The organism is Nocardia sp. NPDC050713, assembly GCF_040654315.1.
Taxonomy (GTDB): domain Bacteria; phylum Actinomycetota; class Actinomycetes; order Mycobacteriales; family Mycobacteriaceae; genus Nocardia.
In genome coordinates this window covers 276,803-300,899 of sequence record NZ_JBFAHS010000005.1, presented here as the reverse complement: position 1 = coordinate 300,899, position 24,097 = coordinate 276,803, and the positions used below count along the sequence as shown (strand labels likewise).

The 24,097-nt window shown below is 69.5% G+C and carries 26 protein-coding genes; 11 read left to right on the top strand and 15 right to left on the bottom strand.

Annotated elements, in window-relative coordinates; all coding sequences use genetic code 11:
* Positions 1–5 precede the first annotated feature (5 nt).
* The 3 genes from AB0H49_RS12885 to AB0H49_RS12875 form a co-directional block, all read right to left on the bottom strand.
* Complete coding sequence (locus AB0H49_RS12885; protein ID WP_355001854.1) at positions 6–215, bottom strand: hypothetical protein; 210 nt, start codon at positions 213–215, stop codon at positions 6–8.
* 104 nt (positions 216–319) lie between these two features.
* Positions 320–565, bottom strand: coding sequence for a hypothetical protein (locus tag AB0H49_RS12880; RefSeq protein ID WP_355001855.1), 246 nt, complete (start codon positions 563–565; stop codon positions 320–322).
* Between the two features lie 226 nt (positions 566–791).
* Complete coding sequence (locus AB0H49_RS12875; protein ID WP_355001856.1) at positions 792–1,424, bottom strand: O-methyltransferase; 633 nt, start codon at positions 1,422–1,424, stop codon at positions 792–794.
* A gap of 342 nt (positions 1,425–1,766) precedes the next feature.
* On the opposite strand from AB0H49_RS12875, the gene sigE reads away from it, so the two are divergent.
* The 6 genes from sigE to AB0H49_RS12845 all read left to right on the top strand — a co-directional run bounded on the left by sigE (position 1,767) and on the right by AB0H49_RS12845 (position 6,353).
* Positions 1,767–2,384: an RNA polymerase sigma factor SigE gene (gene sigE / locus AB0H49_RS12870; protein WP_355002210.1), complete on the top strand. Its 618-nt coding sequence runs from the start codon at positions 1,767–1,769 to the stop codon at positions 2,382–2,384.
* A 58-nt stretch (positions 2,385–2,442) separates the two neighbouring features.
* The gene (locus tag AB0H49_RS12865) at positions 2,443–2,862 is read left to right on the top strand and encodes a hypothetical protein (protein WP_355001857.1); all 420 of its coding nucleotides are present in this window, start codon (positions 2,443–2,445) and stop codon (positions 2,860–2,862) included.
* A gap of 10 nt (positions 2,863–2,872) precedes the next feature.
* The gene (locus tag AB0H49_RS12860; RefSeq protein WP_357250645.1) at positions 2,873–4,435 is read left to right on the top strand and encodes a trypsin-like peptidase domain-containing protein; all 1,563 of its coding nucleotides are present in this window, start codon (positions 2,873–2,875) and stop codon (positions 4,433–4,435) included.
* Positions 4,436–4,468: 33 nt separating this feature from the next.
* Positions 4,469–4,885, top strand: a complete 417-nt coding sequence (gene tatB, locus AB0H49_RS12855) for a Sec-independent protein translocase protein TatB (RefSeq protein WP_067788474.1) — start codon at positions 4,469–4,471, stop codon at positions 4,883–4,885.
* Between the two features lie 124 nt (positions 4,886–5,009).
* Complete coding sequence (locus AB0H49_RS12850) at positions 5,010–5,867, top strand: hypothetical protein (protein ID WP_355001859.1); 858 nt, start codon at positions 5,010–5,012, stop codon at positions 5,865–5,867.
* Positions 5,868–6,122: 255 nt separating this feature from the next.
* Positions 6,123–6,353 carry a hypothetical protein gene (locus tag AB0H49_RS12845; protein ID WP_355001860.1) on the top strand — a complete coding sequence of 77 codons (231 nt, stop codon included), beginning with the start codon at positions 6,123–6,125 and terminating at the stop codon, positions 6,351–6,353.
* Position 6,354: 1 nt separating this feature from the next.
* On the opposite strand, the gene AB0H49_RS12840 is transcribed toward AB0H49_RS12845, so the two are convergent.
* From AB0H49_RS12840 to AB0H49_RS12825, 4 genes are all read right to left on the bottom strand, one after another.
* Complete coding sequence (locus tag AB0H49_RS12840; protein ID WP_355001861.1) at positions 6,355–7,293, bottom strand: glucosyl-3-phosphoglycerate synthase; 939 nt, start codon at positions 7,291–7,293, stop codon at positions 6,355–6,357.
* On the bottom strand, positions 7,290–8,174 hold the full coding sequence (folP, locus tag AB0H49_RS12835) for a dihydropteroate synthase (protein ID WP_357250640.1): 885 nt from the start codon (positions 8,172–8,174) through the stop codon (positions 7,290–7,292). The genes AB0H49_RS12840 and folP overlap by 4 nt, the downstream gene beginning before the upstream one ends.
* Before the next feature lie 269 nt (positions 8,175–8,443).
* Positions 8,444–9,031: a TIGR00730 family Rossman fold protein gene (locus tag AB0H49_RS12830; protein WP_357250637.1), complete on the bottom strand. Its 588-nt coding sequence runs from the start codon at positions 9,029–9,031 to the stop codon at positions 8,444–8,446.
* Positions 9,025–9,831 (bottom strand): TIGR00730 family Rossman fold protein, encoded by an 807-nt coding sequence (locus tag AB0H49_RS12825; protein ID WP_357250634.1) that lies wholly within the window; start codon positions 9,829–9,831, stop codon positions 9,025–9,027. The genes AB0H49_RS12830 and AB0H49_RS12825 overlap by 7 nt, the downstream gene beginning before the upstream one ends.
* A gap of 158 nt (positions 9,832–9,989) precedes the next feature.
* On the opposite strand from AB0H49_RS12825, the gene AB0H49_RS12820 reads away from it, so the two are divergent.
* Positions 9,990–10,769 carry an SDR family oxidoreductase gene (locus AB0H49_RS12820; protein ID WP_357250997.1) on the top strand — a complete coding sequence of 260 codons (780 nt, stop codon included), beginning with the start codon at positions 9,990–9,992 and terminating at the stop codon, positions 10,767–10,769.
* On the opposite strand, the gene dapE is transcribed toward AB0H49_RS12820, so the two are convergent.
* On the bottom strand, positions 10,748–11,848 hold the full coding sequence (gene dapE / locus AB0H49_RS12815) for a succinyl-diaminopimelate desuccinylase (RefSeq protein ID WP_355001865.1): 1,101 nt from the start codon (positions 11,846–11,848) through the stop codon (positions 10,748–10,750). The two genes, AB0H49_RS12820 and dapE, sit on opposite strands and share 22 nt — an antisense overlap.
* An 87-nt stretch (positions 11,849–11,935) precedes the next feature.
* On the opposite strand from dapE, the gene dapD reads away from it, so the two are divergent.
* On the top strand, positions 11,936–12,883 hold the full coding sequence (dapD, locus tag AB0H49_RS12810; RefSeq protein ID WP_355001866.1) for a 2,3,4,5-tetrahydropyridine-2,6-dicarboxylate N-succinyltransferase: 948 nt from the start codon (positions 11,936–11,938) through the stop codon (positions 12,881–12,883).
* A gap of 190 nt (positions 12,884–13,073) precedes the next feature.
* Here dapD and AB0H49_RS12805 read toward each other — a convergent pair whose 3' ends face one another.
* Both AB0H49_RS12805 and AB0H49_RS12800 read right to left on the bottom strand, forming a co-directional pair.
* Positions 13,074–13,466: a PPOX class F420-dependent oxidoreductase gene (locus AB0H49_RS12805; RefSeq protein WP_355001867.1), complete on the bottom strand. Its 393-nt coding sequence runs from the start codon at positions 13,464–13,466 to the stop codon at positions 13,074–13,076.
* Positions 13,467–13,507: 41 nt separating this feature from the next.
* Positions 13,508–14,935 (bottom strand): acyl-CoA synthetase, encoded by a 1,428-nt coding sequence (locus tag AB0H49_RS12800; RefSeq protein WP_357250630.1) that lies wholly within the window; start codon positions 14,933–14,935, stop codon positions 13,508–13,510.
* Positions 14,936–15,075: 140 nt separating this feature from the next.
* Here AB0H49_RS12800 and AB0H49_RS12795 point away from each other — a divergent pair, with 140 nt between their 5' ends.
* Together AB0H49_RS12795 and AB0H49_RS12790 are read left to right on the top strand one after the other, a co-directional pair.
* The gene (locus AB0H49_RS12795; RefSeq protein ID WP_355001869.1) at positions 15,076–15,927 is read left to right on the top strand and encodes an oxygenase MpaB family protein; all 852 of its coding nucleotides are present in this window, start codon (positions 15,076–15,078) and stop codon (positions 15,925–15,927) included.
* Between the two features lie 156 nt (positions 15,928–16,083).
* On the top strand, positions 16,084–16,827 hold the full coding sequence (locus AB0H49_RS12790; protein WP_357250627.1) for a hypothetical protein: 744 nt from the start codon (positions 16,084–16,086) through the stop codon (positions 16,825–16,827).
* A 33-nt stretch (positions 16,828–16,860) separates the two neighbouring features.
* Here the strand turns inward: AB0H49_RS12790 and AB0H49_RS12785 are convergent, their stop codons facing one another.
* Positions 16,861–17,493 (bottom strand): TetR/AcrR family transcriptional regulator, encoded by a 633-nt coding sequence (locus AB0H49_RS12785; RefSeq protein WP_355001871.1) that lies wholly within the window; start codon positions 17,491–17,493, stop codon positions 16,861–16,863.
* Between the two features lie 196 nt (positions 17,494–17,689).
* Here AB0H49_RS12785 and AB0H49_RS12780 point away from each other — a divergent pair, with 196 nt between their 5' ends.
* Positions 17,690–18,559, top strand: coding sequence for an oxygenase MpaB family protein (locus tag AB0H49_RS12780; RefSeq protein WP_357250623.1), 870 nt, complete (start codon positions 17,690–17,692; stop codon positions 18,557–18,559).
* 14 nt (positions 18,560–18,573) lie between these two features.
* On the opposite strand, the gene AB0H49_RS12775 is transcribed toward AB0H49_RS12780, so the two are convergent.
* The 4 genes from AB0H49_RS12775 to dapC form a co-directional block, all read right to left on the bottom strand.
* Complete coding sequence (locus tag AB0H49_RS12775) at positions 18,574–19,542, bottom strand: proline dehydrogenase family protein (RefSeq protein ID WP_355001873.1); 969 nt, start codon at positions 19,540–19,542, stop codon at positions 18,574–18,576.
* 64 nt (positions 19,543–19,606) lie between these two features.
* Positions 19,607–21,241, bottom strand: a complete 1,635-nt coding sequence (gene pruA / locus AB0H49_RS12770; protein ID WP_357250619.1) for an L-glutamate gamma-semialdehyde dehydrogenase — start codon at positions 21,239–21,241, stop codon at positions 19,607–19,609.
* Between the two features lie 59 nt (positions 21,242–21,300).
* A complete protein-coding gene (locus AB0H49_RS12765; protein WP_357250617.1) occupies positions 21,301–22,914 on the bottom strand; it encodes a serine/threonine-protein kinase in 1,614 nt (537 codons plus the stop codon).
* Between the two features lie 71 nt (positions 22,915–22,985).
* Complete coding sequence (gene dapC / locus AB0H49_RS12760) at positions 22,986–24,095, bottom strand: succinyldiaminopimelate transaminase (RefSeq protein ID WP_357250614.1); 1,110 nt, start codon at positions 24,093–24,095, stop codon at positions 22,986–22,988.
* Between the last annotated feature and the right edge of the window lie 2 nt (positions 24,096–24,097).

Here is a 24,097-nt window from a genome sequence, read left to right as displayed (position 1 = left end):
GCTGATCAAGGCTCGCTCGGCGGCGCGGTGCAGAACGGCTGGCAGGAGCCCGGCGTGCGCGGAACCGTCGACCGTGAGCCCTCGCCGAAATCGGCGGTGCTGACCAGAATCGCGAGCATGATCGCCAACACGAGCAGGACGGCGAACACGACTGTCGCGCCCGCCCAGTCTTGTGCGCGGTTCCTCGATCGGTCATCGTCGTCGTTCCAGAACATCGGCTCGTCCTCCGCACGGCCCCGGCCCACCCAAGCACACCACGGGACACCCGGTTACCGAAACCGCCAATAGTGTGGCGCCCTACCGGAATTCCGGCCCGGAGTCAGGGCGCGGGCGGTGGGGGCGTTCCGGTGCAGAAGGGCTCACACGGTCCGGTGGTCGGCACCACCTTCGCGGGCCCCGTGTCGAAATCGGCATTGCTCACCACGAGCAGCACGAGCACGACGAGCAGAATCGCCGCGGCGAAAAAGCCCAACCCGGCGACCACCCAATTCAGTGAACCCTTTTCCTCGACCACATGTCCGACATGGCCGTAATGGACGATATCCTCCGCCCGTTCCCAAGTCACCGCACACCTCCGAATTCGCTTGCGGCGCCGGGGTTTTTACGGCACGATTCGCACGACTGTCGCACGGGGTCGCCCGCACCCCGGCTGGTCGTCGGTTACCCGGAGCGGGCGCGCCGAATCAGCGGAATGTCAACTGCCCTACCGCCGAGGCGCTTTCCCGATCCGGTCAGCGGTCGTATCGGATGGATCACCGCGGAAATCCGAGCGGAGGTAGGCCCGGCCCTGCCTAACCGCGTGAGGCGCAGAGCAATCCGTCGCCGACGGGGATCAGCACGCAGGTGAGTTCGGGATCCTCGGCGATGGCGCGGGTCGCGGCGCGCACCGCCTGGGTGGCGGCATCGCGCTGACTCGGGTCGGGGACGCGGCCGCCGAGCAGCGCGTTGTGCAGGATGATGGCGCCGCCGTCGCGCAGCAGCCGCACCGCCTGGGCGACGTACTGCGGGTGCTCCAGTGGAGCGGCATCGATGAAGACCAGATCGTAGGCGCCGTCGGCGAGGCGGGGCAGCACGTCGAGTGCGCGCCCGTTGATCAGCCTGGTGCGGGCGGGCGGGATGTCGGCGGTGCGGAACGCCTCCTTGGCCGCGCGCTGATGCTCCGGCTCGGAATCGATCGTGGTCAGCGTGCCGTCCTCGCGCATGCCGTCGAGCAGCCACAGGCCGCTGATGCCCGCGCCGGTCCCGACCTCGACGACCGCGCGCGCACCGAGCAGCTGGGCGTACATGCTCAGCAGGGCCCCGACCGACGGCGGCACCGGTGCCGCGCCCAGCTCGGTGGCCCGCTCGCGCGCGCTGACGAGGATCTCGTCCTCCACGACGGATTCTTCCACGTAGGAGAGATTTCGCTCCAGGTTCGATGCCACGCCTAAGAGGCTAATGCGGCGCGCGTTGTCTCGGCGTTCCGACAACGCGCTTTCGCGGCGGATCGGTTTTCTCAGGTGTCCCTCAGGATCTCCATATCCCCGCCATATCGGGACAGGAAAGAGTAAGGGCACGCAAGACCAGCCGACCGCGATACGCGGGACGCGGGAACAACGACATACGGGTAGTCGGTTGTATTCCGTACGCGACGGTTCGAGATCCGGACCGAAACGGGAGTCCCGAGTTTACGGTCCCGAGCAGGAGGTAGCCCCATCCACATGGTCAAAGGTTCGTTTGCGGCTCCGCATGGGCACTCCGAGTACGCCACCCTCCCCGACCACATCATGCCGTTCGAGGCCGAGCAGGCCGAGGACCTCGATGTCGAGCTGACCGGCACGGCCGCGTTCGACGCGACGGGCGATCGCTCGGTCATGCCGTCCTGGGACGATCTGGTCCGCGAACACGCCGACCGGGTCTACCGGCTGGCCTACCGTCTTTCCGGCGACGCGCAGGACGCCGAGGATCTCACCCAGGAGACCTTCATCCGCGTGTTCCGCTCGCTGTCGAACTATCAGCCGGGCACCTTCGAGGGCTGGCTGCACCGCATCACGACCAACCTGTTCCTGGACATGGTGCGCCGTCGTAACCGCATCCGCATGGAGGCGCTGCCCGAGGACTACGACCGCGTGCCCGCCGAGGGCCCCGGCCCCGAGCAGGCCTATCACGACGCGCGCCTGGATCCCGACCTGCAATCCGCTTTGGACGCGCTGGCGCCGGAGTTCCGCGCCGCCGTCGTGCTGTGTGACATCGAGGGTCTGTCGTACGAGGAGATCGGCGCTACGCTCGGTGTGAAGCTGGGCACCGTGCGCAGCCGGATCCACCGCGGGCGTCAGGCACTGCGCGAGCATCTTGCGCATAATGGATCTCAGCAGCGGTTGGCCGCTGACACGAACATCGGGTGATTCGCCGGGCACCGGCGACGCCCGGGCCGAAGGATGTCGTTGGAAGGGTGAGCACCGCATGAGTGGCGAGTCCAGCACGTCCGGTCGTCCCGCTCGCGGGGACCGACGGACGCCAGGCAGGTCACCGCGCTTCGCGCCCACCGAACATCTGGCCAGCGAGGCCATCGTCGCCTACGTCGACGGCGAGCTGCGCATGAACGCCTATTTGCGCGCCGCCCAGCATCTTTCGGTCTGCCCGGAGTGCGCCGCCGAGGTGGACGCGCAGCAGCAGGCGCGGTTCGCGCTGCGCCAGTCCGGACCCATCGCGGTCCCCACCGGGTTGCACGACAGCTTGACCCGGATTCCGCTCGCCGAGTTGCCCGGCGGCGCGTCGAACAACCAGGGTCATCCGTCCGGGAACGCCCGCAACGAGGCAGTTTTTGGTTTTCTGCCGGATTCGTTCACCGCGACCCGGTGGACCACGTGGTGGCGCAAGTAGAGTTTGCCGCGTGACCACCGAATCGACGAACACCGGATCTGTGTCGGACTCGCGCCCCACCGCCAGTGACACCTCCGATTCGGCGGCCAGCAGGGGGAACCTGAGGCCGTCGGACGCGCCCGTGCTCGGTCCGCGGCCGGTCGTCCGGCCCCATGTCGACACGCATACCGCCCGCGCCTTCCGGCGCCCGACGGGCACGTCCGGTTCCTTCGCCGAGTACACCCCGCCGCGCGCGGGTGCCGGCGCGCCCGCGCTCGGCCCCGAGTTGCAGAACCGTCCGCCCGACGCGGTGCTCGCCGAGGCGTTCGGCAGGCCGGAGGGCTCCGACGAGCTGCTCCAGCGCGATCCCGACGCGGTCGAGAACGCTCCCGCGCCCGCGGGCCCCGCCGACCCCTGGCGCGATCCGACCGCGGGCGCCCGCCTCGGCGCGCCCGCGGTGCCGACGCCGCGGCCGGAGCCGCTGCCCCGGTCCCGCAAGCTGAGCGTGCGCGAGGTGCTCTTCGGGTCCAGGGTCGCGCCCAAGGCGCTGGCCCTGCTCGCCGCGATCGCGCTCGGCATCGGCGTGCTCGGCGGGCTGGTCGGCAGGCTCACCGCCGAGCAGACCACCAATCTCACCTCGCGCAAGGTCACCCTGGAGCAGACCGACGACATCGAACGTCCGCACGGTCAGATCGCTCAGGTCGCCAACGCGGTGCTGCCCTCGGTGGTCTCCATCCGCGTCACCGTCGGCGACAACGGCGCGACCGGCTCGGGCGTCGTCATCGACGGCGCGGGCTATGTGGTGACCAACAACCACGTCATCTCGATGGCCGCCCAGGACAAGAGCGACCGCGCCGCGATCCAGGTCACCTTCTCCGACGGCAGCCGGGTGCCCGCCGACATCGTCGGCCGCGATCCCAAGACCGATCTCGCCGTGCTCAGGGTCGACGTGAAGAACCTCACGGTCGCCAAGCTGGGCAAGTCCGAAGACGTGCAGGTGGGCGACGACGTGCTGGCCGTCGGTTCACCGCTCGGCCTGAGCAAGACCGTCACCTCCGGCATCGTCAGCGCGCTGCACCGTCCGGTGAAGCTGTCCGGCGAGGGCAGCGACACCAACGCGGTGATCGACGCCGTGCAGACCGACGCCGCGATCAACCCGGGCAACTCCGGCGGCGCGCTGGTCGACATGGACGGCCGCGTCGTCGGCATCAACACCGCCATCCGCAGCGAGACGGGCGGCTCGGTCGGCCTCGGCTTCGCCATCCCGGTCGACACCATGACCGAGGTCGCGCAGAACCTGATCCGGACCGGCAAGATGAACCACCCCGTGATCGGCATCTCGGCGCGCACCAAGACCGTCGCCAACGAAGTGATGAGCGGCGCGGCGGTGGCCGATGTCGCGCCGAACGGTCCTGCGGCGAAGGCGGGCATCGTCGAGGGCGACGTGATCGTGCGGGTCGGCGATCGGGAGGTCACCGGGCCGGAGGAGCTGACCGTCGCGGTGCAGTCCCGCGAGATCGGTGAGACGGTGAACGTGCAGTTGATCCGCGATGGCAGGCAGGTGGACGTGCCTGTGACGTTGGAATCCGACTGAACCGCTGGTCCGACGCACAGGTAGCCTGGATTCGTGTTCAGCAACATCGGCTGGCCCGAGATGATGATTCTGCTCGTCGCCGCCCTCGTCATCCTCGGCCCGGAGCGTCTGCCCGGCGCCGTGCGCTGGACCATCGACAGTCTGCGTAAGGTCCGCGACTACGCCAGCGGGGCGACAGCGCAGCTGAAGGACGAACTCGGTCCCGATTTCGAGGATCTGCGCAAGCCACTGGCCGACCTGAACGAACTGCGCGGGATGACGCCGCGCTCGATGGTCACCAAGCACCTGCTGAACGGCGACGATTCGGTGCTGCGCAACCTGGAGAAGGCCGTGCCGACCAAGGACGATCTGTACGGCACGAGCAGTGGCATGCCGGACTATCCGATGCCGAAGCTGGAAAAACCGTTGGAGCGCAACGAACGTCCGCCGATCGACTCCGACGCCACCTGATCGGCGTTTCGCCCGGCGAGTCCGCGCGAAACGCCGTCGAGCCGAAACAGACTGAGCCGTCTGGTAGTACGCGATGTCAACGAGACTAGACCCGCGAGGCTGTCGAGCTGTCTAGACTTCGCACATGTCGGCCGATGACGTGGCGCGAGTCTTCGCAATCGAGGACAAGGTCGAGAGACTCAAGGCGGCCACCGACGGGGTGGCGGCGGCGCAGCAGACGATCAACGAACTCACCAGGATCCGCAGGGCGGTCATCCGGGAACTTCACGCCGAGGGCTGGACCTTCGCCAGAATCGGTGCGGCGGCGGGTCTTTCCCGCGCCCGCATCCATCAGGTGAGCACCCAGGGCCCGGCCCCGGAAGGGCTGTTCTTCGGCCACGGGACGCTCACCGTGCTGGTACCGGAGGTGCGCGCGGGCCGGGTGCTCGGCGCGCCGGATCCCGGTGCGGCACACCGGCTGGTCGAGCTACTGCACGAACTCGGGTTCGCCGCCTCGATCGAACGGTTCCTGCCGGGCAGGCCGGTGGACCTGAACCGGGACGGGCTGATCGTCGTCGGCGGACCCGAATTGTCCCCCAGCGTGCGACAACTCATCGCCGCCGATCCCCGGCTGCGCCGTGCGGTGGCCAGGGCGGGCGACGCGCGCCGCGGCATCGAGGACAGGGCCGCTCGGCGCGTGTACCGCCCGGGCGGCCCCGACCCGCACGACATCGCGTACCTGGCCCGCCTGCCCCGGCCCGACGGTCGCGGAACGTGTCTGATCATCGACGGACTGCATCCGCCCGGATCACTCGGCGCTGTGCGGCTGCTCGCCACCCGGCTGGCCACGCTGCACGAGCGGGCGGCCAACCATCTCTTCTCGGTCCTCATCGCGGTGCGCTACGACCGAACCACCGGCGAGCCCGTGGACGTCGACCTGCTCACGCCCGTGTACCGGCACGACGCCGATCCCCGGCCGATCAACGCCCGGCCGCGGCGGTGATGCGGATCGATAACCGAGGACCGCCGTTTCCCTTGTCGCGTGCCGGGTTTGCGCGGAATGACCGGCTATTTCCGCAGTGTGTCGCATGTCACGCGACCCTGTGGGTTACAGATACCCGCTCGATGTTTAGATAGCTAGTAGATAACTATTTGTTCGAGTAGGTGAGTGCCCAATGTCTTCCACTATCGAAAGCCGCGCATTCCGGGGATCGGTTGCGCGCGAGGCTGATCCGGGCGCTCGTTCGGGGAGGACGCGATGAACACCATCGTGATCGTCGGTCTGGCCGTCTTCGTCGCCATCACCGTCGGCGTGCTCGTCGCGGTGCTGCGGCGGCCGAATTCTTCGGAGCAGTTGACCGTCGCGGCGATTCAAGCTCGGCTCGCCGACGAGAAGGGGCGGGACTGCGGAGAGGCGGGCGACTCGCAGGCCGAAGGCGAGCTGGCGGCGGCCGAGGTGTCCGGCGGGGAGTCTCGCAGCGAGTCCTGACTTACGCCGCTGCTCGCGACGGGCGCAGCGTGTTCATCGGCGGCCGGTCGGTCAGGCAGACCTCCGTGCTGTGCGCCGTGAACGCGTCACCGACGAGGGGGAATTGGGTGAGGGCGGCGCCGGAGTCGGCGATTCCGCTGCGGCCGAGAACGGTGCCGAGGATCTGGCGGCTCATCACGCCGAGATCGCCGAGCGGGCGGTTGCGGTGGGTCCGCACACCCAGGTTGACCTGGCCGATGGCCGACATGCCGACGCGGTCGTAGGTGTCGAGCAGCAGGCCGATCTCGACGCCGTAGCCGGGGGCGAAGGGCACCGAGGTGAGTAGTTCGCGAGTACCGGCGTATTCGCCGCTGAGCGGTTGCAGGACCGCGCAGAGTTCTGGGCGCAGCGCGGCGAGCAGCGGACGCGCGACCAGCTCGGTGACGCGTCCGCCGCCGTGCGCGTCCACCGCGCCGCCCTGCCGCAGCGGGCGGCGGTAGTAGGCCTTCACCAGGTGCATGTCGTCGTTCAGCAGCAGCGGGCCGAGCAGTTTCGGCACGAAGGCCGGGTCGGGGTCGATGAGATCGGAGTCGACGAACGCGATCAGGTCGCCGCCGGTGACCGCGAGCGAGCGCCACAGCACCTCGCCCTTGCCGGGCAGCGGCTCCAATTCGGGCACCGCCTGCTCACGGCTGATGACCTCGGCGCCCGCAGCGCGGGCTCGTTCGGCGGTGGCGTCGGTGGAGCCGGAGTCGAGCACGACCAGTTCGTCGACCAGCGTGCCGAGCAGCGGCCGGATACTGGCCACCACCTCGGCGACCGTGCGCTCCTCGTTCAGCGCGGGCAGCACCACCGACACGGTGCGCCCGTCCTTCGCGTCGACCAGCTCGTCGACCGTCCACTCGGGGGTGTCCCAGGTATTCGTGCTTACCCAGGCGGACTCGCGGTGTTGGATTTTCATACCAGACCTCGCAGGGTTCGTGCGGGGGGCCGGATGCCCTGGATCGCGGCGATCATGTCCACGACACGCCGGGTTTCGGCGACCTCGTGGACGCGGAAGACTCGGGCGCCGACGGCGGCGGACCACGCTGTCGCCGCCAAGGTGCCCTCCAGCCGCTCGGAGAGCCCGACACCAAGAGTCTCCCCGATGAAATCCTTGTTGCTCAGCGCCATCAAGACCGGCCATCCGGTATTTACGAGAACGTCTACTCCCCGCAACAGTTCGAGCCCGTGATAGGTGTTCTTGCCGAAATCGTGGGTGGGATCGATCAGGATCGAATCCTTGCGCACCCCCGCCGCGAGCGCGTCCTCGGCGGCCCGGACCACCGTGTCGGTGACTTCGCTCACCACATCGGTGTAGCGGACCCGATGCGGGCGGGTACGCGGCACCGCGCCGCCGGTGTGGCTGCACACGATGCCGACACCGAGGTCGGCGGCCACCGCGACCAGATCGGGATCCGCGCCCGCCCAGGTGTCGTTGATCAGGTCCGCGCCTTCGGCCACCGCGGCCCGCGCAACCTCAGACCGCCAGGTGTCGACGCTGATCAGCAGCTCGGGATAGGCGGCGCGGATCGCCGCGACGAACGGCACCACCCGGCGCGTCTCCTCGGCGGCGTCGACCACGGTGCCTGGTCCCGCCTTCACTCCCCCGATGTCGACGAGATCGGCGCCTTCGTCGACGGCGCGGGCGACCGCGTCCATGGCCGCCGCGTCGGTGAAGGTCGCTCCGCGGTCGTAGAACGAGTCGGGGGTCCGGTTGACGATCGCCATGACCAGCGCCCGATCCGTCGCCACCGGTTTGCCGCACAGCGTGGGAGGCGGTACGGCGGGCGGGCTGAACATGCCCTCGACTGTAGCGGCTCGGCTCTTCGGCACGCGGCCCGCGGCGTAGTCGTCGTACGCAGCACGATCGCCGCCCCGCTTTTCGTCGTGCCGTCGACGCCGAACACCAGTGCGCTCGACGGCCTCGTGCCCGCCGAGCGCGCCCTCGACCTCGGCGGGTGGCCACGGCGTTCACCACACTGTCCAGCAGTACGCACAAGCACCTGGTCACGGTGGTGATAGTCGAGCAGCCGACAGTCGCGCCGTCTGCGCGTCTCGTCCTCGACGCGCTAGCTCAGGCCCGGCATAGGTTCCGGTTTCAGCGCCGCGAACGCGGCGGACAGGTCGTTGGCCACGGTGATCCGCTCCATGGCGAAGCGGGAGACGAACTTTCGCTCGTAGAGTTCGTCGATCCACCGGAAAAGGCCGTCGTAGAAGCCGTTCGGATCGAGCACGACCACCGGCTTGGCGTGCTGGCCGAGATAGCCGCCGGTCCAGGTCTCGAAGAACTCCTCGAGCGTGCCGATCCCGCCGGGCAGTGTGAGGAAGGCGTCGGCGCGGTCCTCCATGACCTGTTTGCGCTGGCGCATGGTATCGGTGACCACCAGTTCGTCGGCGTCGACGTCCGCGACTTCCTTGTGCACCAGATGTTTCGGGATCACGCCGATGGTGTTCGCGCCGCCCGCCCGTGCCGCGGTGGCGACGGCGCCCATCATCGAGACGTGGCCGCCACCGGACACCAATTGCCAACCGCGCCGGGCGATCTCGGTGCCGACCCGGGCGGCGAGCGCCAGTGCGCCGGAGTCGGCGGTGCTCGCCGAGCAGTAGACGCAGACGGCATACGGGACGGTGACCTCGAGCGGAACCTCGGTCACCACTTGTCCTCCGTGCCGAGGGTGTCGATGTCGGAGCGTTCGGCGGCCGCGCGCATGATGATCTCGACGACCTCGTCCACATGATCGGTGACGTGGATCAGGTCGAGATCGGCCGGTGCGACCTTGCCCGACCCTTGCAGCGAACCGCGCAGCCAATCCACCAGTCCCGACCAGTATTTGGTGCCGAAGAGGATGATCGGGAAGCGGGTGATCTTGCGGGTCTGTACCAGCGTGAGCGCTTCGAACAACTCGTCCAGAGTGCCGAAACCGCCGGGCAGGCAGATGAAGGCCTCGGAATACTTCACGAACATCGTCTTGCGGACGAAGAAGTAGCGGAAGTTGATGCCGAGATCGACCCATTCGTTGAGGCTCTGCTCGAACGGCAGCTCGATGCCGAGGCCGATCGAGTAGCCGCCCGCCTCGCACGCGCCGCGGTTGGCGGCCTCCATCGCACCGGGGCCGCCGCCGGTGATCACCGCGAAACCGGCCCTGGCGAGCGCGCCGCCGATGGCCATGCCCGCCTGGTATTCGGGGTGGTCGATGGGCGTGCGCGCGGAACCGAAGACCGTGACCGCGCGCGGCACCTCGGCCAGCGCGCCGAAACCCTCGACGAACTCGGCCTGGATGCGCAGCACCCGCCAGGGGTCGGTGTGCACCCAGTCGCTGTCCCCGCGCTGATCGAGGAGGTTCCGGTCGGCGGTCCCGCCGGGTTTACGATCGCGGCGGAACATTATCGGTCCGCGGAATTTCGCTGTCGACTTCGGCTTACTGGCGACCTCGTGATCGGCGGCGTCGGTGGACATGCGCTCCACGCTACCGGGCCGTACGCGCCGCGGGCGGTGCGAGTCGGTGAACGTGCGGCACACCCGCGGTGTCGGATACCGGTGTCACACTCCGGGGTCCCGCGTCGTCGTCTTGGTGAGTCGGAACGACACCGGCGCAGCGAATCCGACGATGGGAGATCACCATGACCATTCTCGTTACCGGCGGCACCGGCACCCTCGGCAAGCACGTCGTCCCGCTGCTCCGCGCCGCGGGCCGCGATGTCCGGGTGCTCAGCCGCGCACCGCGTCCGGCCGCCGCGGGCATCGAGTACGTGACCGGCGATCTGCTGACCGGCGCGGGCATCAAAGCGGCAGTCGCGGGCGTGGACACCATCCTGCACCTGGCGGGCGGGCCCAAGGGCGACGATGTGGCAACCCACAATCTGGTCCAGGCCGCGCAAGGGGTGCGGCACCTCGTGTACATCGGCGTCATCGCCGCGGAAGAGTTGCCGCTCGGCTATTTCCGCGCCAAGTACGAGGCGGAACAGGCCGTCATCGGCTCGGGTGTGCCGTACACCGTCCTGCGCGCGGCCCAGTTCCACGACTTGGCGCTGAAGACCGTGCGCGCCATGGCGAAGCTACCGGTCGTTCCGGCGCCGGGCGGGTTGCGGTGGCAGTCGGTGGATTCGCGCGAAGTGGCGGCGCGGCTGGTCGACCTGACCCTCGACGAGCCCGCCGGACGCGTCCCCGATCTGGCCGGGCCAGAGGTGCGCACGCTGAACGACATGATCCGCGACTACCTGCGTGCCACGGGCAAGCGTCGCGCGCTGCTGCCGGTGCGCGTTCCGGGGAAGGTCGGCCGTCTCTACCGTGCGGGCGCGAACTTGAACCTGGACACCGCCGAACAGGGCAAGCGCACCTGGGCGGAATTTTTCGCCGAACAGCTCGCGAAGGATCAGGCTGCGCCTGTCAGGTAGTTGCGCAGCATGGCGGCGACCGCGGTGATCTGGGCGGTCGGCAGGTGCTCGTCGCGCTTGTGCGCGAGGTTGGGGTCACCGGGGCCGAAGTTGACGGCGGGGATGCCGCGGGCGGCGAAGCGGGACACGTCGGTCCAGCCGTACTTCGCGCGCACCCCGCCGCCGCCGTGGCCGTTCACCGAGGCGATCAGATCGGCGGCGGCGGGCGCGGTGAGACCCGGGAGCGCGCCGGGCGCCGCGTCGACGAGGTCGATCGTGGCGTCGATACCGTCGAAGACCTCGCGCACGTGGCCGATGGCCTGGTCGATATCGCGGTCGGGCGCGAAGCGGAAGTTCAATTCCATCTCGGCGGCGTCGGGAATGACATTGCCCGCCACACCAGCGAACATGCTGGTCGCCGAGAGGCCCTCGCGGTAGAGACAGCCATCGATGTCGACCTGCCGCGGCTGGTAGGCGGCCAGCCGTTGCAGAACGGGGGCCAGTCGGTGAATCGCGTTGTCGCCCATCCACGAACGCGCCGAGTGCGCGCGCACGCCCGTGGTGGCCAGCCTGGCACGCAGGGTGCCCTGGCAGCCCGCCTCGACCCAGCCGCCCGAAGGTTCGCCCAGGATCGCCAGGTCGCCCTCGAGCCATTCGGGCAGGTCGCGCTCGATGTGGCCGAGGCCGTTGTGTTCGGCGGCGATCTCCTCGCCGTCGTAGAAGATCAGTGTCAGGTCGTGCACCGGCTCGGCGATCGTCGCGGCGAGATGCAGGAACACCGCGTCACCGGATTTCATGTCGACGGTGCCGCAACCGTAGAGCAGCTCCTGGCCGTTCTCGTCCTTGTCGAACCGGCTGGGCACGTTGTCCGCGATCGGCACGGTGTCCAGGTGCCCGGCCAGGATCACCCGCGTCGGCAGGCCCCTATCGGTCCTGGCCAGCACCACATTCCCGTGCCGCACGACCTCGAAGCCCTTGGTCTGCTCGCGCAACGCCCGCTCGACGACATCGGTGATCGCCTTCTCGTCCAGTGACACGCTCGGGATGTCGACGAGCGCGGCGGTGAGAGCGATGGGATCGGCAGACAGGTCGATGGTCACGCTCTCAGCCTACGAGCGAGGTGCCGCGGCTCCCCAGCCCGGAGGTGGCGCACCGCTGGGAGCGATCGGTCGGTAACCTTTCATGACGTGAGCATTCAGGGAGCAGCAGCAATCGGTATCGCCAACGTGACCGCGGACGGAACCGTCCTGGACACCTGGTACCCGAACCCGGAGCTCGGTGAGTTCGGCGACACCGGCACCAAGCGCCTGGACGAGGCGCCCGCCGAATACGCCGCGCTGCTCGGCTTCGACGAGGCGCGCGGCGTCGACGTGGTCGCGGTGCGCACCGTCATCGCCGACCTGTCCGCCGCCCCGGTCGACGCGCACGACGTCTACCTGCGCCTGCACCTGCTCTCGCACCGGCTGGTCGAGCCGCACCAGGTGAGCCTGGACGGCCAGTTCGGCCTGCTCAGCAACGTGGTGTGGACCAACCACGGCCCGGCCGCCGTCGAGGGCTTCGAGGCGACCCGCGCCAAGCTGCGCGCCCGCGGCCCGGTGACCGTCTACAGCATCGACAAGTTCCCGCGCATGGTCGACTACGTGGTGCCCTCCGGCGTGCGCATCGGCGACGCCGACCGGGTCCGCCTCGGCGCGCACCTGGCCTCCGGCACCACCGTGATGCACGAGGGCTTCGTCAACTTCAACGCGGGCACCCTCGGCGCCTCCATGGTCGAGGGCCGGATCTCCGCGGGCGTCGTGGTCGGCGACGGTTCCGACATCGGCGGCGGCGCGTCCACCATGGGCACCCTCTCGGGCGGCGGCACCACCGTCATCTCCATCGGCCAGCGCTCCCTGCTCGGCGCCAACGCGGGTCTCGGCATCCCGCTGGGCGACGACTGCGTGCTCGAGGCCGGTCTCTACCTGACCGCGGGCACCAAGGTCGCCACCCCCGACGGCACCGTCGTGAAGGCCGCCCAGCTGAGCGGCCAGAACAACCTGCTGTTCCGCCGCAACTCCCAGACCGGCGCGGTCGAGGTCGTCCACCGCAAGGGCACCGGCATCGAGCTCAACGCGGACTTGCACGCCAACGACTGAGCGCGCGCCGAGTCGGGCGTCGCTCGTGAACAAGCCGACGCGGGCCTAGGCCTGGCCGTCCGACGGCGCGCACGCAGCGGATCGCGTCTCGGGACGAGCTACTTCGCAGCGGTCCGAAGCCAGCGCAGCACAGTGCCGCATCGCGGCCGACTGCTCCGCGGTGCGGCTCGTCGCCCTTCGACTCCGGAGCTCACGCGGTGTGGGCGACCTCGGGCAGGATGCCGAAGGCGATGACCCGCTCCGGGTGGATGCGGATCAGCTCTCGAGAGGCGCCGGACATGTAGGTGTCGACGTCGGTCAGCGCTTCGGCGGTGCCGCGGATTTCCAGGCAGCGCACGCGCCACGGCTGCACCGAGGCGATGTCGTCGACGACGAAGGCGATGCGGTCGTTGGTGGCGAGATTGCGGAACTTGTGGGAGGAGCCCATGTTCCAGCCCGCGACGTCGATGGTGCCGAGTTCGTCGTTGTAGCGGAAGCCGACCGGATTGTTCTGCGGCGACCCGTCCGGCCGCACCGTGGCGAGGCGGCCGAGGCGCTGGGTGCGCAGGTAGGCGATCTGGTCCGAGGTCAGCGTTGCGGTCATGTGAGCGACGGTAGAACCTCGAGCTGACTCGAGGTCAAGACCTATCCCAGCTGCTTCTTCTGCACCTTCCCCATCGTGTTCCGCGGCAGCGTCGCGACAACGCGCACCTCCCGCGGCCGCTTGTGCGCCGAAAGCTGCTCGGCCACGTGATCGATCAGCTCTTTCTCGATCGACGCCTCCGCCTCGCCCCGTAACACGACGAACGCGACCACCCGCTGCCCGAGATCGTCGTCGGGCAGACCGACCACCGCCGCCTCGGCGACCGCCGAATGCCCGAGCAGGGCCGTCTCCACCTCGCCCGCGCCGATCCGGTAGCCGCCGGACTTGATCAGGTCGACCGATTCCCGGCCGACGATACGATGGAAGCCGTCGCCGTCGATGGCGGCCACGTCGCCGGTCTTGAACCACCCGTCCTCGGTCCAGCTTTCGGCCGTGGCGTCGGGCCGGTTCAGATATCCGCCGAACAGCATCGGCCCGCGCACCTGCAACCCGCCGATGCTCTCGCCGTCGTGCGGCACGGGCGCTCCGGTCTCGTCGCGCAGCCTCGTCTCCACGCCGCGTACCGGCGTGCCGACCCACCCCGGACGACGTTCGCCGTCGGCGCGGGTGGACAGCGTGATCATGGTTTCGCTCATGCCGTAGCGCTCGATCGGTGCGTGCCCGGTGAGTTCACGCAGCCGCTCGAACACCGGCACCGGCAGCGGCGCGCTGCCCGACACGAGCAATCGAGCACTGGCCAGTTCGCGTGCGGCATCGGGGTTTTCGACGACGCGCGACCAGACCGTCGGCACGCCGAAGTACAGCGTGCCGTTCGCCTCGGCGTAGGCCTGCGGTGTCGGCTTCCCGGTGTGGATCAGCGGGCTGCCGACGCGCAGCGCGCCGAGCACGCCGAGGATGAGCCCGTGCACATGGAACAGCGGAAGACCGTGCACCAGAACGTCTTTCGCGGTCCAGCCCCAGGCTTCGGCGAGTGCGTCCAGTCCGGCGGCGATCGCGCCGCGAGTCAGCACGACACCTTTCGGCGCACCGGTGGTCCCGGACGTGTAGAGCACGAAAGCCGTTGTCGCCGGGTCGGGTTCGGGATAGGTGTGCCACGACCTCGCGTGCATGCGGACCGGAACCACCGGCAGATCGGTGCCCTCGGGCGCGTCACCCAGCCATGCCTGCGCGCCGGAGTCGGCCAGGATGTGCGCGAGTTCCGCGGCCCCGGAATCCGGCGGCACCGGCACCACCGTGACGCCCGCGATGAGGCAGCCGATTACCGCGAGGACGGTGCGCGCGGTCGGCCGGGCCAGCACCGCGACCCGGTCGGCGCGCGCGATGCGCTCGGCCACCGAGGTCGCCGCGCCGAGCAGGTCGCTGCGCGAGAGCGTCACGCCATCGATGGTGACCGCGTCCGGAATGTCCGCGCCCGCAGCGACCGTGGCCGGATTCAGGGAACGGAGCAGCAGGGAGGGACCGAACGGCATTCGCCCAACCTACTGCGTGCGCGCCGCGGACCGTCAGCGCGTCACAGCTCGGCGTCGACGCGCTGTGACCGTTGACACACCGAAGAGACGGTGAGAAGGTCATAGTACATCCTTCTCAACGAGGAGAACGGGGTCGAACGATGACCAGCCCCCTTCGCGCACCCGCGCTCACCAAGTCCGACGACGATTTCGACATCCGCGGCCACCTCGACGGCTCCGCCGCCTTCTTCGGCGCCGCCGCGAACGTCATCATGCAGCTCAGCGCCCGTCCCGTCGGCTACGGCGTGCTGGAGAGCACGGTCGACAGCGGCAAGATCACGCTGCACCCGGTGAAGCGCACCCGCACCACGCTGACCTACCTGGCCGTGGCGATGCTCGGCACCGACGACGAGCGCGCGGCGTACCGGGCGGCCGTCGATCGCGCGCACCACACCGTTCGGTCCGGCCCGACCAGTCCGGTGAAGTACAACGCCTTCGACTCCCGGTTGCAGCTCTGGGTTGCGGCTTGCCTGTATTGGGGCGCGCGGGATCTGCACGAGCGCATGCACGGACCGATGGACGACGCCACGGCGGACGCGTTCTACCGCAACGCCGAACGTCTCGGCACCACGTTGCAGATGCGCCCCGGCCAGTGGCCCGCCGACCGCGCCGCGTTCGCTCGGTACTGGGCCGAGCATCTCGCGGCGACCGTCATCGATCCGCCGGTCCGCGACTACTTCTGGGACCTGGTGAACCTGCGGATGTTCCCGCGTCCGGTTCAGCTCGCCTTCGGCGGCCTGCACCGCTGGGTGACCGCGGGGCTGCTGCCGGAGCATTTGCGCGACCAGATGGGCATGACCTGGACCGAGCGCGACGACCGACTCCTCGCCACGCTGCTCACCGCCGTCGGCGCGGTGGAGGGCCGGATGCCCAAGGCCGTCAAGGCTTTCCCGGTGAACGCCTTCCTCTGGGACATGCGCCTGCGCCGCCGCCTCGGACTTCCGCTCGTCTGAGCGAACCGCCGCCTTCGCTCCGGCCGTGCGTGGGCGCGCGCTTATATCAGTTAATACACAGCATCCCCATTACGCCACGCCGGAACCGAGCGCCCGCGTACGCTTTGCCTCCTGAATGAAGGCACGACATCGGAGGTCGAACGCCGGGAGGCAATCGTGATCCATCGGATGATCGTCGCGTCACTCGCCGCGGGAGCGCTGTACGCCCTGGGCGCCGCAGCATCGGGCACATCGCCCGCAAACGCTCAGCCAAATGGGGAGGAGACCCCGTCGCGCACCTCGATCGCCGTGCGATCGAGCGTCGGCGCGTCGTGGGGAACCGCGAACCAGCACGAGATTCGCGGCGCCCTTTCGCTGTCCAAGCTCTTCCTCGTCGACTACGCGCTGCGCCACGGCGACGGTTCCGCGACCGATCGCGAATGGGGCGAGCGCATGATCCGCTTCTCCGACGACGGAGCGGCCGGAGCCATGGAAGGCAAGTACCCGCAGGCCATCGATGCCATCGCCGCCGAGTACGGCCTCGCCAACACCCGTTCCGGCGCGGGCGACTGGAGTACCGCGACCACGACCAGCGCCGATGTCGCGGACTTCCTGCACGCCAAGCAACTCCAGGATCCCAGCTCGCCGATCTTCCAGTGGATGGCCACGGCGGGCGACACCGCCGCCGACGGCACCGCGCAGAACTGGGGCACCGCGCAGCTGCCCGGCGTGCTCGGCACCAAGTGGGGATGGTCGGATGTCGGTGCGCCCGAGGTGGCTTCGGCCTCCTACGGAACCGGGTTCACCGTGGCGGCGCTCACCTGGGGCACGTCCGCCGACCAGACCGCCGACGTACTCGGCGCACTGCCGAGCGTGGTGGCCGATGTGCTCGGCGTGCCAGTCTGGCTCGTTCCGCGCTGAGTCGGCGCGGCTCGAATCGCTGGGTTCCGGGCGTCAGCGCACCCGGAACGAGACGACCACGTGGTCGCGGGCGAACTCGCGCAGGGCAGCGTCGTCGCCGAACGGGATGACGGTCTGCGGTGTCAGCGCCAGCGACACCGCGGTCCGCGCGATCATCTCGGCCAGCGGAGCTGGATCGTACGCGGGGAGTTTGCCCTCCTCTTGAAGACGCGTGACGAATTCGGCGACGTAGTCGCGCCCGAGTTCGATGATCGGCGCGCCCTTCACGGTGAGGAACGGAAGCACCAGCTCGGGTTCGGTGGCGAGCAGCCGGTGCACCAGCTGGTTGCCGCGCAGGCCGTTCACGAACGCGACGAACAGCGCGACGATCTGATCTTCGGCGCTGGCGTCCCGGTCCACCTGACCCTGGAGCACGCCGTCCACCTCATCGATGAACTCGCGCGTCTGACGTAGCGCGACGCCCTGGATGAGATCGGATTTGCTGGCGAAGCGCCGATACAGCGTGGCCAGCGAGAGACCGCACCGCCGGGCCACTTCCACCATGCTCGTGCGCTTGATGCCGAAATCCAGGAAGGCCACCAGCGCGGCGTCCAGCACCCGCGCCTGATTGCGATCTTCCGGGCCGGAGTTGCGCACCAGCGGCAGCAATTTGGTGAAGCTCGCCATGTCTCCCACCCTATCGTCCGGCGAAACGATGACAACGTCAGCATCGCATACCTTCACCGCACCGGACCCGAGTGGCACGCGCCTTGGCGGTGCGAATGCGGAGGTCCGCAATTGACAGCGTCCGCCCTCAGATGACAAGGTGAGCCCCTGACCTTCTCATCACTTCACTCCGGTGAACGGAAAGACGAGGACGACGATGACCGCGCCCCTTCGTGCGACGACGCCCGAGCCGGTGCCCGGCAGCCGCTACGGCACCGCCGAGGACTTCGACATCGAGAAGTACTGGAGCGGCGTCGCCGCCTTCCTCGGCGGCACCGCGAACGTGATCATGCAGCTGAGCCTGACCCCGGTCGCCTACGGCGTGCTGGAGAGCACCGTGGATTCCGGCAAGGTCACCCTGCACCCGTGGAAGCGGCTGCGCACCACGCTCACCTATCTCGCCGTCGCCCTGATGGGCACCGAGGAGGAGCGCGCCGCGTACCGCGAGGCGGTCGACACCTCACACCGCAGCATTCGGTCCAGCGCCGAGAGTCCGGTGAAGTACAACGCCTTCGATCCCAAGCTCCAGCTGTGGGTGGCCGCCTGCCTGTACTGGGGCATCGTGGACCTGGAGGAACGGCTGCACGGCCCGCTCGACGCGGCGAGCGCGGACGCGTTCTACCAGTACGCCGCCCGGCTCGGCACCACCTTGCAAATGCGCGGGGAGCTGTGGCCCGCCGACCGCGCCGCGTTCGACGAGTACTGGACCACCAACCTGGCCACCAAGACCATCGACGCCCGCACCCGCGAATACTTCACCGGTCTCGTCGAGCTGAAGATGGTCGCGCCGCCGCTGCGCCTGTTCGCACCGGTGCAGCGATTCATCGTCGCGGGCCTGCTGCCGCCGCACCTGCGCGCCGAGATGGGGATGCGCTGGACGCCGCGCCAGGATCGCGCGCTGGCTCTGCTGCTGCGCGCGATCGGCGCGGTGCACCGGCGACTTCCCCAGCGGCTCAGGCTCTTTCCGATGAACTTCTACCTGTGGGATCTGCGCAGACAGCGCAGGTTGGGCAAGCCGCTCGTCTGAGGCGTACCGGTCCCTCAGGCTGTGTCCGAACGGCCCGCCACCAGCGCGCGCAGGAAGAACCGCATGTTGGCCGGTCGCTCGGCCAGCCTGCGGGTCAGGTAGCCGTACCACTCGTCGCCGTACGGGACGTACACCCGCACCGCGTGCCCAGCCGCCGCCAGCCGCAGCTGCTCGGCGTCGCGCACTCCGTACAGCATCTGATGCTCGAATGTCCCTGCGCTCCGGACCGTTTCGGCCGCCAGGTGTTCGGCGGCCAGCACGAGTGCCGGGTCGTGGGTGGCCACCATCGGGTAACCCGCGCCGCGCATGAGGATCTCCAAACAGCGCAGGTACGAATCGGTCACCTCGACATCCCGCTGATACGCCACCGCCGCGGGTTCGCGATACGCGCCCTTGCACAACCGGATTCGCGAACCGGGACCCGCGAATTCGGCGCAGTCGTCCCTGGTGCGGTGCAGGTACGCCTGAAGAACCGCGCCGAGCAACGGGAATTCCGGCCGCAGCTCGCGCACGGTGGCCAGCGTGGCGTCGGTCGTCGTGTGGTCCTCCGCGTCGACCGTGACCCACACCCCCGCCTCGGCGGCCTTGGTGCACACGATGCGCAGGTTGTCGGTGGCGATGGCGGGACCGTCGCCTGGCAAGGCCTGCCCGAGCGCGGACAGCTTGACCGACACCTCCACCGGCACCGCGACGCCCTCCGGCTCGACGGGCCGGTCGGCCGCGGCGAGCTCGTTGATCAGCGAAAGATATTCCGCGACGGTCGCATCGGCGCGGGACCGATCGGTGGTGTTCTCGCCGAGGTAGTCGACGCTGATCAGCCTGCCGCTGCCGAGCAGCGCCCGCACCACCGGCGCCAATTCCGCCCGAGATTCACCCGGCACGAACCGGCGGACGATATCGGCGGTGAGCTTGGTCCCGGTGAGCGCGCGCTTCATCCGCGGCGAAGCGGCCGCCGCGAGAATCGCCGGGCGCAGCGGGTTCATCGGTCCTCGAGAATGTCACGCATCACGCCTCCCTCTTCCGGCCGACGTGTCGGCGCCGCCGGTCTCACGAGTCCATGTGCGGGTACCGGTGCTGTACCGGTGGCACGAATGTCTCCTTGATGGTGCGCGGCGCCGTCCAGCGCAGCAGGTTCAGCGGCGAGCCCGCCTTGTCGTCGGTACCGGAGGCGCGCGCACCGCCGAACGGCTGCTGACCGACGACGGCGCCGGTGGGTTTGTCGTTGATGTAGAAATTGCCCGCCGCGAAACGCAGTGCGGCGCCCGCTTGTTCGGCGGCGTTGCGGTCGTCGGCGAAGATCGCGCCGGTCAGGGCGTAGGGCGCGGCCGACTCCACCTCGGCGAGAATCGCCGCGTACGAACCGGGTTCGGCGTCGTCGTAGACGTGCACCGAGAGGATCGGGCCGAAGTACTCGGTGGTGAACGACTCGTCGCGCGGGTCGTCGGAGAGCAGCACCGTCGGGCGGACGAACCAGCCTTCGCTGTCGTCGTAGGTGCCGCCGACCGGGATGGTGACGCCCGCGGCTCTGGCCCGTTCGATGGCCGCGACGTTCTTGTCGTAGGCACGCCGATCGATCAGCGCCCCACCGAAATTCGACAGATCGGCCACGTCGCCGTAGCTCAGCTCGGCGGTCGCGGTGAGAAAGTCGTCGCCGATGGTCCGCCACACCGAACGCGCGATGTAGGCGCGCGAGGCCGCCGAGCACTTCTGGCCCTGATACTCGTAGGCTCCGCGAATCAGCGCGGTGCGCAGGGCGTCCGGATCGGCCGACGGGTGCGCGACGATGAAGTCCTTGCCACCCGTCTCCCCGACCAGCCGCGGATAGCCTTGGTAGCGGCCGATATTCGCGCCGACCTGCTGCCACAGCGACTGGAAGGTCCGGGTGGAACCGGTGAAGTGGATACCCGCCAAGCGCGAATCGGTCAGCGCCACCTCCGAGAGCTGGATCCCGTCGCCGGTGACCATGTTGATGACGCCGGGCGGCAGGCCCGCCGCCTCCAGCAGCCGCATGGTGTAGAACGCGGCGAGCGTCTGCGTCGGCGATGGCTTCCACACCACCGTGTTGCCCATCAGCGCGGGCGCGGTCGGCAGGTTGCCCGCGATGGCGGTGAAGTTGAACGGCGTGATCGCGTAGACGAACCCCTCCAGCGGCCGATAGTCCATCCGGTTCCACACGCCGGGACTCGACTGCGGCTGCTGGGCCAGGATGTCGCGCGCGAACGCCACGTTGAACCGCCAGAAGTCGACCAGTTCGCAGGGCGCGTCGATCTCCGCCTGCGCGACCGACTTGGACTGGCCGAGCATCGTCGCGGCAGCCAGCGTCTCCCGCCACGGCCCGGCCAGCAGATCGGCCGCGCGCAGGAAGATCGCGGCGCGATCGTCGAAGGGCATGGTGCGCCACCCCGGGGCGGCCGCGATGGCGGCCTCGATGGCGCCGTGTGCTTCGGAATGAGTGGTATCGGTGTAGGTCCCCAGTACGTGCCGATGCCGATGCGGTGCGACGATCTCGTGCCGCTCGCCGATGCCCGGCCGGTGCTTGCCGCCGATGACCAGCGGCACGTCGACGGATTCGGCGGAGATCTCGGCCAGCTCGGCCACCAGCAGCTCGCGCTCGCGACTCCCCGGCGCGTACGTGTGCACCGGCTCGTTGCCTGGCGTAGGGACAACCGTGACAGCGTCCATAACTCAGGCTAGCCCCAAATCGACGTCCGGACGCCAGCCCTTCCGCGTGTCGGAGTCGATCAGAACGGAGCCTGCGCCCACCACAGGTCGCGGACCTCGTCGAAGGTGTGCCCCGGCCAGGCGACCTCGACCAAGACCGACGAGACCATGGGGGCCACCCAGCCGTGCGTGGCCAGCGCGAACGGCGCGGCGGGATCGGTCGGCCGGAAGACCTGGAGCCCGCCCGGCCTGCTGAATTCGCGCTCACCCGTCAGCGTGGCGTGCGCCGTCAGGTACGCCTGGACATCGCGGAATCCCGCGTACTCGGTGTACCACGCCGTGACGCCGTCCGGATCGGTGCAGACGATCTGGCGCAGCGGCACCGGGTCGCCGGGCTGGGTCACCACCGTCGCGGCCGCGTGACAGCGTGCGCCACGCCAGCCCGTTCCCTCCGGGCTCGCCGGGATGAGCTCGGGAAAGGCGATCGCGATGGAATGCTGCGCGCCCCACGGCAGGGGCTGCGGTCGGTTCGGGCGCACGAACTTCCAGTACACGCCGACGGCCGCGACCCCGCCCACCCCGAGCACCAGTGCCGAGACGAGCAGCAGGACGGAGAACGTCCGCCAGCCGGAGGAGACCTGCCGTCCTGGGGCTCGGCTCACGGGATCGCTCGCCCAGTTGTGCACGGACGCAGGCCGGCGGGCGACAACCGCGTCGGCGGGATGCGGAACCGCGGGCGGCGTACTCGCACCCGACGCGTCCTGCCACCCCGGAGCGTCAGCCGAGTTCGACACTGACGCGGGCACCGGCGGCGAGTAGTCGGCTGGACTTTGCGACACTGCGGCAGCCGCGCGCCCGGCCAACGCCCGTGCCGCCGCGTCGGCGAATTCACCGCAGCCCGCGAACCGGCGCGCCGGGTCCTTTGCCATCGCCCTGGCGATGACCTCGTCCACCGCGGGCGGCAGACCCGGCACGAGCGCACTGGCATTCGGCACCGGTCGTGTCAAGTGGGCAGCGATGATCGCGCCGGGGTTGGTCGCGGTGAACGGCGCCTGTCCGGTCAGCAAGGCGAACAGCGTGCAGCCGAGCGCGTACTGATCCGCGCGCTGATCGACCGCCTCGTCCGAAAGCTGTTCCGGCGCGGCATAAGCCAGCGTGGCGAGCAGTTCGCCGGTCTTGGTCAGCTGGCGGGTGTCCTCGCGCATCCTCGCGATGCCGAAATCGCTGAGCAGTACCCGGTCGCCGCCGCCGTGCGCGGCGCTCAACAGGATGTTGGCGGGTTTCACGTCGCGGTGCAGCACGCCGCGGTCGTGCGCGTAGTCCAGTGCCGCCGCGGTCTGCGCGACGATCCCGGCGGCCCGCGCCGGGTCCATCGGCCTGCCGCGAAACGCGGCCGCGTCGCCGCCGTCGACGTACTGCATGGAAATCCACAGCACACCGTCGTCGGCGCCGCGATCGAGCACCGACACGATGTTCGGATGATCCAGCCGCGCGACCACATCGGCCTCGCGTTCGAATCGCCGCCGCGCCTCCTCGTCGGCGTAGAGCTCGCGGTCGAGCAGCTTCAGTGCGATCAGTCGCGGCAGCCGGGGATGACCGGCCAGGTAGACGGTGCCCATCCCGCCGCGACCGAGCACCCGCTCGATCCGGTATCCGGCGAACACCTCGCCGACGGCGAGCCCCACCCCCTGCATCGCAAACCTTTCGCCGAGCCGATCGAGCGCCTCGAGTGTAAGCGCACCGGAGCCAGCTCGACCGGGCGAAATCAATTCGCGCGCAAGCGCTCCGCGGCGGCGGCGATGCGTTCGTCGGACGCGGTCAGCGCGATACGCACGTGTTCACGGGCCGTCGGTCCGTAGAAGTCGCCGGGCGCGGCGAGGATGCCGCGCTCGGCCAGCCAGTCCAGGGTGGTCCGGCAGTTCTCGCCGCGCGTGGACCACAGGTACAGCCCCGCCTCGGAGTGGTCGATGCGGAAACCCGCGCCCTGCAAGGCGTTTCGCAGCTGCTCGCGGCGGGCGCGGTAGCGTTCGCGCTGCTGGCCCTCATGCGCGTCGTCGCCGAGCGCGGCCGTCATCGCGGCTTGGATCGGGTAGGGCACCATCATGCCCGAGTGCTTGCGCACCTCCAGCAGCTCGGCGACCAGTTCGGGATCGCCCGCCACGAAACCGGCGCGGTAGCTGGCCAGGTTCGAGGTCTTCGAGAGCGAGTGCACCGCCAGCAGACCGGTGTGGTCGCCGTCGCACACTTCGGGATCGAGGATCGAGAGGGGGCGGCTGTCCCAGGACAGGCCCAGGTAGCACTCGTCGGAAGCGACGATCGCGCCGCGCTCCCGCGCGAAGGCCACCACCTTGCGCAAGTGCTCGAGCCCGAGCACCCGGCCGGTCGGGTTGGACGGCGAGTTGAGGTAGATCAGCGCGGGCGACTGCGGGCCGAGCCGGGTGAGCCCGTCCGCACGCAGCACCTGGGCGCCCGCCAGCAGCGCGCCGACCTCATAGGTCGGGTAGGCGATCTCGGGAATGACCACCAGATCGCCGGAGCCGAGGCCGAGCAGCCGCGGCAGACCCGCGATCAGCTCCTTGGTGCCGATCACCGGCAGCACTGCCGCCGGATCGAGGCCGGTGAGTCCGTACCGACGCTTGAGCGCGTCGACCGCGGCGGCGCGCAGCTCGGGCGTGCCGTGCGTGGTCGGGTAGCCGGGCACCTCCGCGACCGCGTTCAATGCCGCCCTGATCAGCGGGGCGACGGGGTCTACCGGGGTGCCGACCGAAAGATCGACGATCCCGTCGGGATGCGCCGCGGCTCTCGCCTTCACCGACGCGATGGTGTCCCAAGGAAAATCGGGCAGCAAAGCGCTGACCCGGCCACGCGAACTCACTT

What these genes read in the sequence shown, in the direction of transcription:
- pruA (WP_357250619.1), bottom strand. Translation starts at nt 21,241, where the DNA reads ATGGACGCTGTCACGGTTGTCCCTACGCCAGGCAACGAGCCGGTGCAC.
- AB0H49_RS12845 (WP_355001860.1), top strand. Translation starts at nt 6,123, where the DNA reads ATGAACACCATCGTGATCGTCGGTCTGGCCGTCTTCGTCGCCATCACC.
- sigE (WP_355002210.1), top strand. Translation starts at nt 1,767, where the DNA reads ATGCCGTTCGAGGCCGAGCAGGCCGAGGACCTCGATGTCGAGCTGACC.
- AB0H49_RS12885 (WP_355001854.1), bottom strand. Translation starts at nt 215, where the DNA reads ATGTTCTGGAACGACGACGATGACCGATCGAGGAACCGCGCACAAGAC.
- AB0H49_RS12840 (WP_355001861.1), bottom strand. Translation starts at nt 7,293, where the DNA reads ATGAAAATCCAACACCGCGAGTCCGCCTGGGTAAGCACGAATACCTGG.
- AB0H49_RS12850 (WP_355001859.1), top strand. Translation starts at nt 5,010, where the DNA reads ATGTCGGCCGATGACGTGGCGCGAGTCTTCGCAATCGAGGACAAGGTC.
- AB0H49_RS12865 (WP_355001857.1), top strand. Translation starts at nt 2,443, where the DNA reads ATGAGTGGCGAGTCCAGCACGTCCGGTCGTCCCGCTCGCGGGGACCGA.
- folP (WP_357250640.1), bottom strand. Translation starts at nt 8,174, where the DNA reads ATGTTCAGCCCGCCCGCCGTACCGCCTCCCACGCTGTGCGGCAAACCG.
- AB0H49_RS12775 (WP_355001873.1), bottom strand. Translation starts at nt 19,542, where the DNA reads ATGAACCCGCTGCGCCCGGCGATTCTCGCGGCGGCCGCTTCGCCGCGG.
- AB0H49_RS12800 (WP_357250630.1), bottom strand. Translation starts at nt 14,935, where the DNA reads ATGCCGTTCGGTCCCTCCCTGCTGCTCCGTTCCCTGAATCCGGCCACG.
- AB0H49_RS12785 (WP_355001871.1), bottom strand. Translation starts at nt 17,493, where the DNA reads ATGGCGAGCTTCACCAAATTGCTGCCGCTGGTGCGCAACTCCGGCCCG.
- AB0H49_RS12825 (WP_357250634.1), bottom strand. Translation starts at nt 9,831, where the DNA reads ATGTCCACCGACGCCGCCGATCACGAGGTCGCCAGTAAGCCGAAGTCG.
- AB0H49_RS12795 (WP_355001869.1), top strand. Translation starts at nt 15,076, where the DNA reads ATGACCAGCCCCCTTCGCGCACCCGCGCTCACCAAGTCCGACGACGAT.
- AB0H49_RS12780 (WP_357250623.1), top strand. Translation starts at nt 17,690, where the DNA reads ATGACCGCGCCCCTTCGTGCGACGACGCCCGAGCCGGTGCCCGGCAGC.
- AB0H49_RS12805 (WP_355001867.1), bottom strand. Translation starts at nt 13,466, where the DNA reads ATGACCGCAACGCTGACCTCGGACCAGATCGCCTACCTGCGCACCCAG.
- AB0H49_RS12765 (WP_357250617.1), bottom strand. Translation starts at nt 22,914, where the DNA reads ATGCAGGGGGTGGGGCTCGCCGTCGGCGAGGTGTTCGCCGGATACCGG.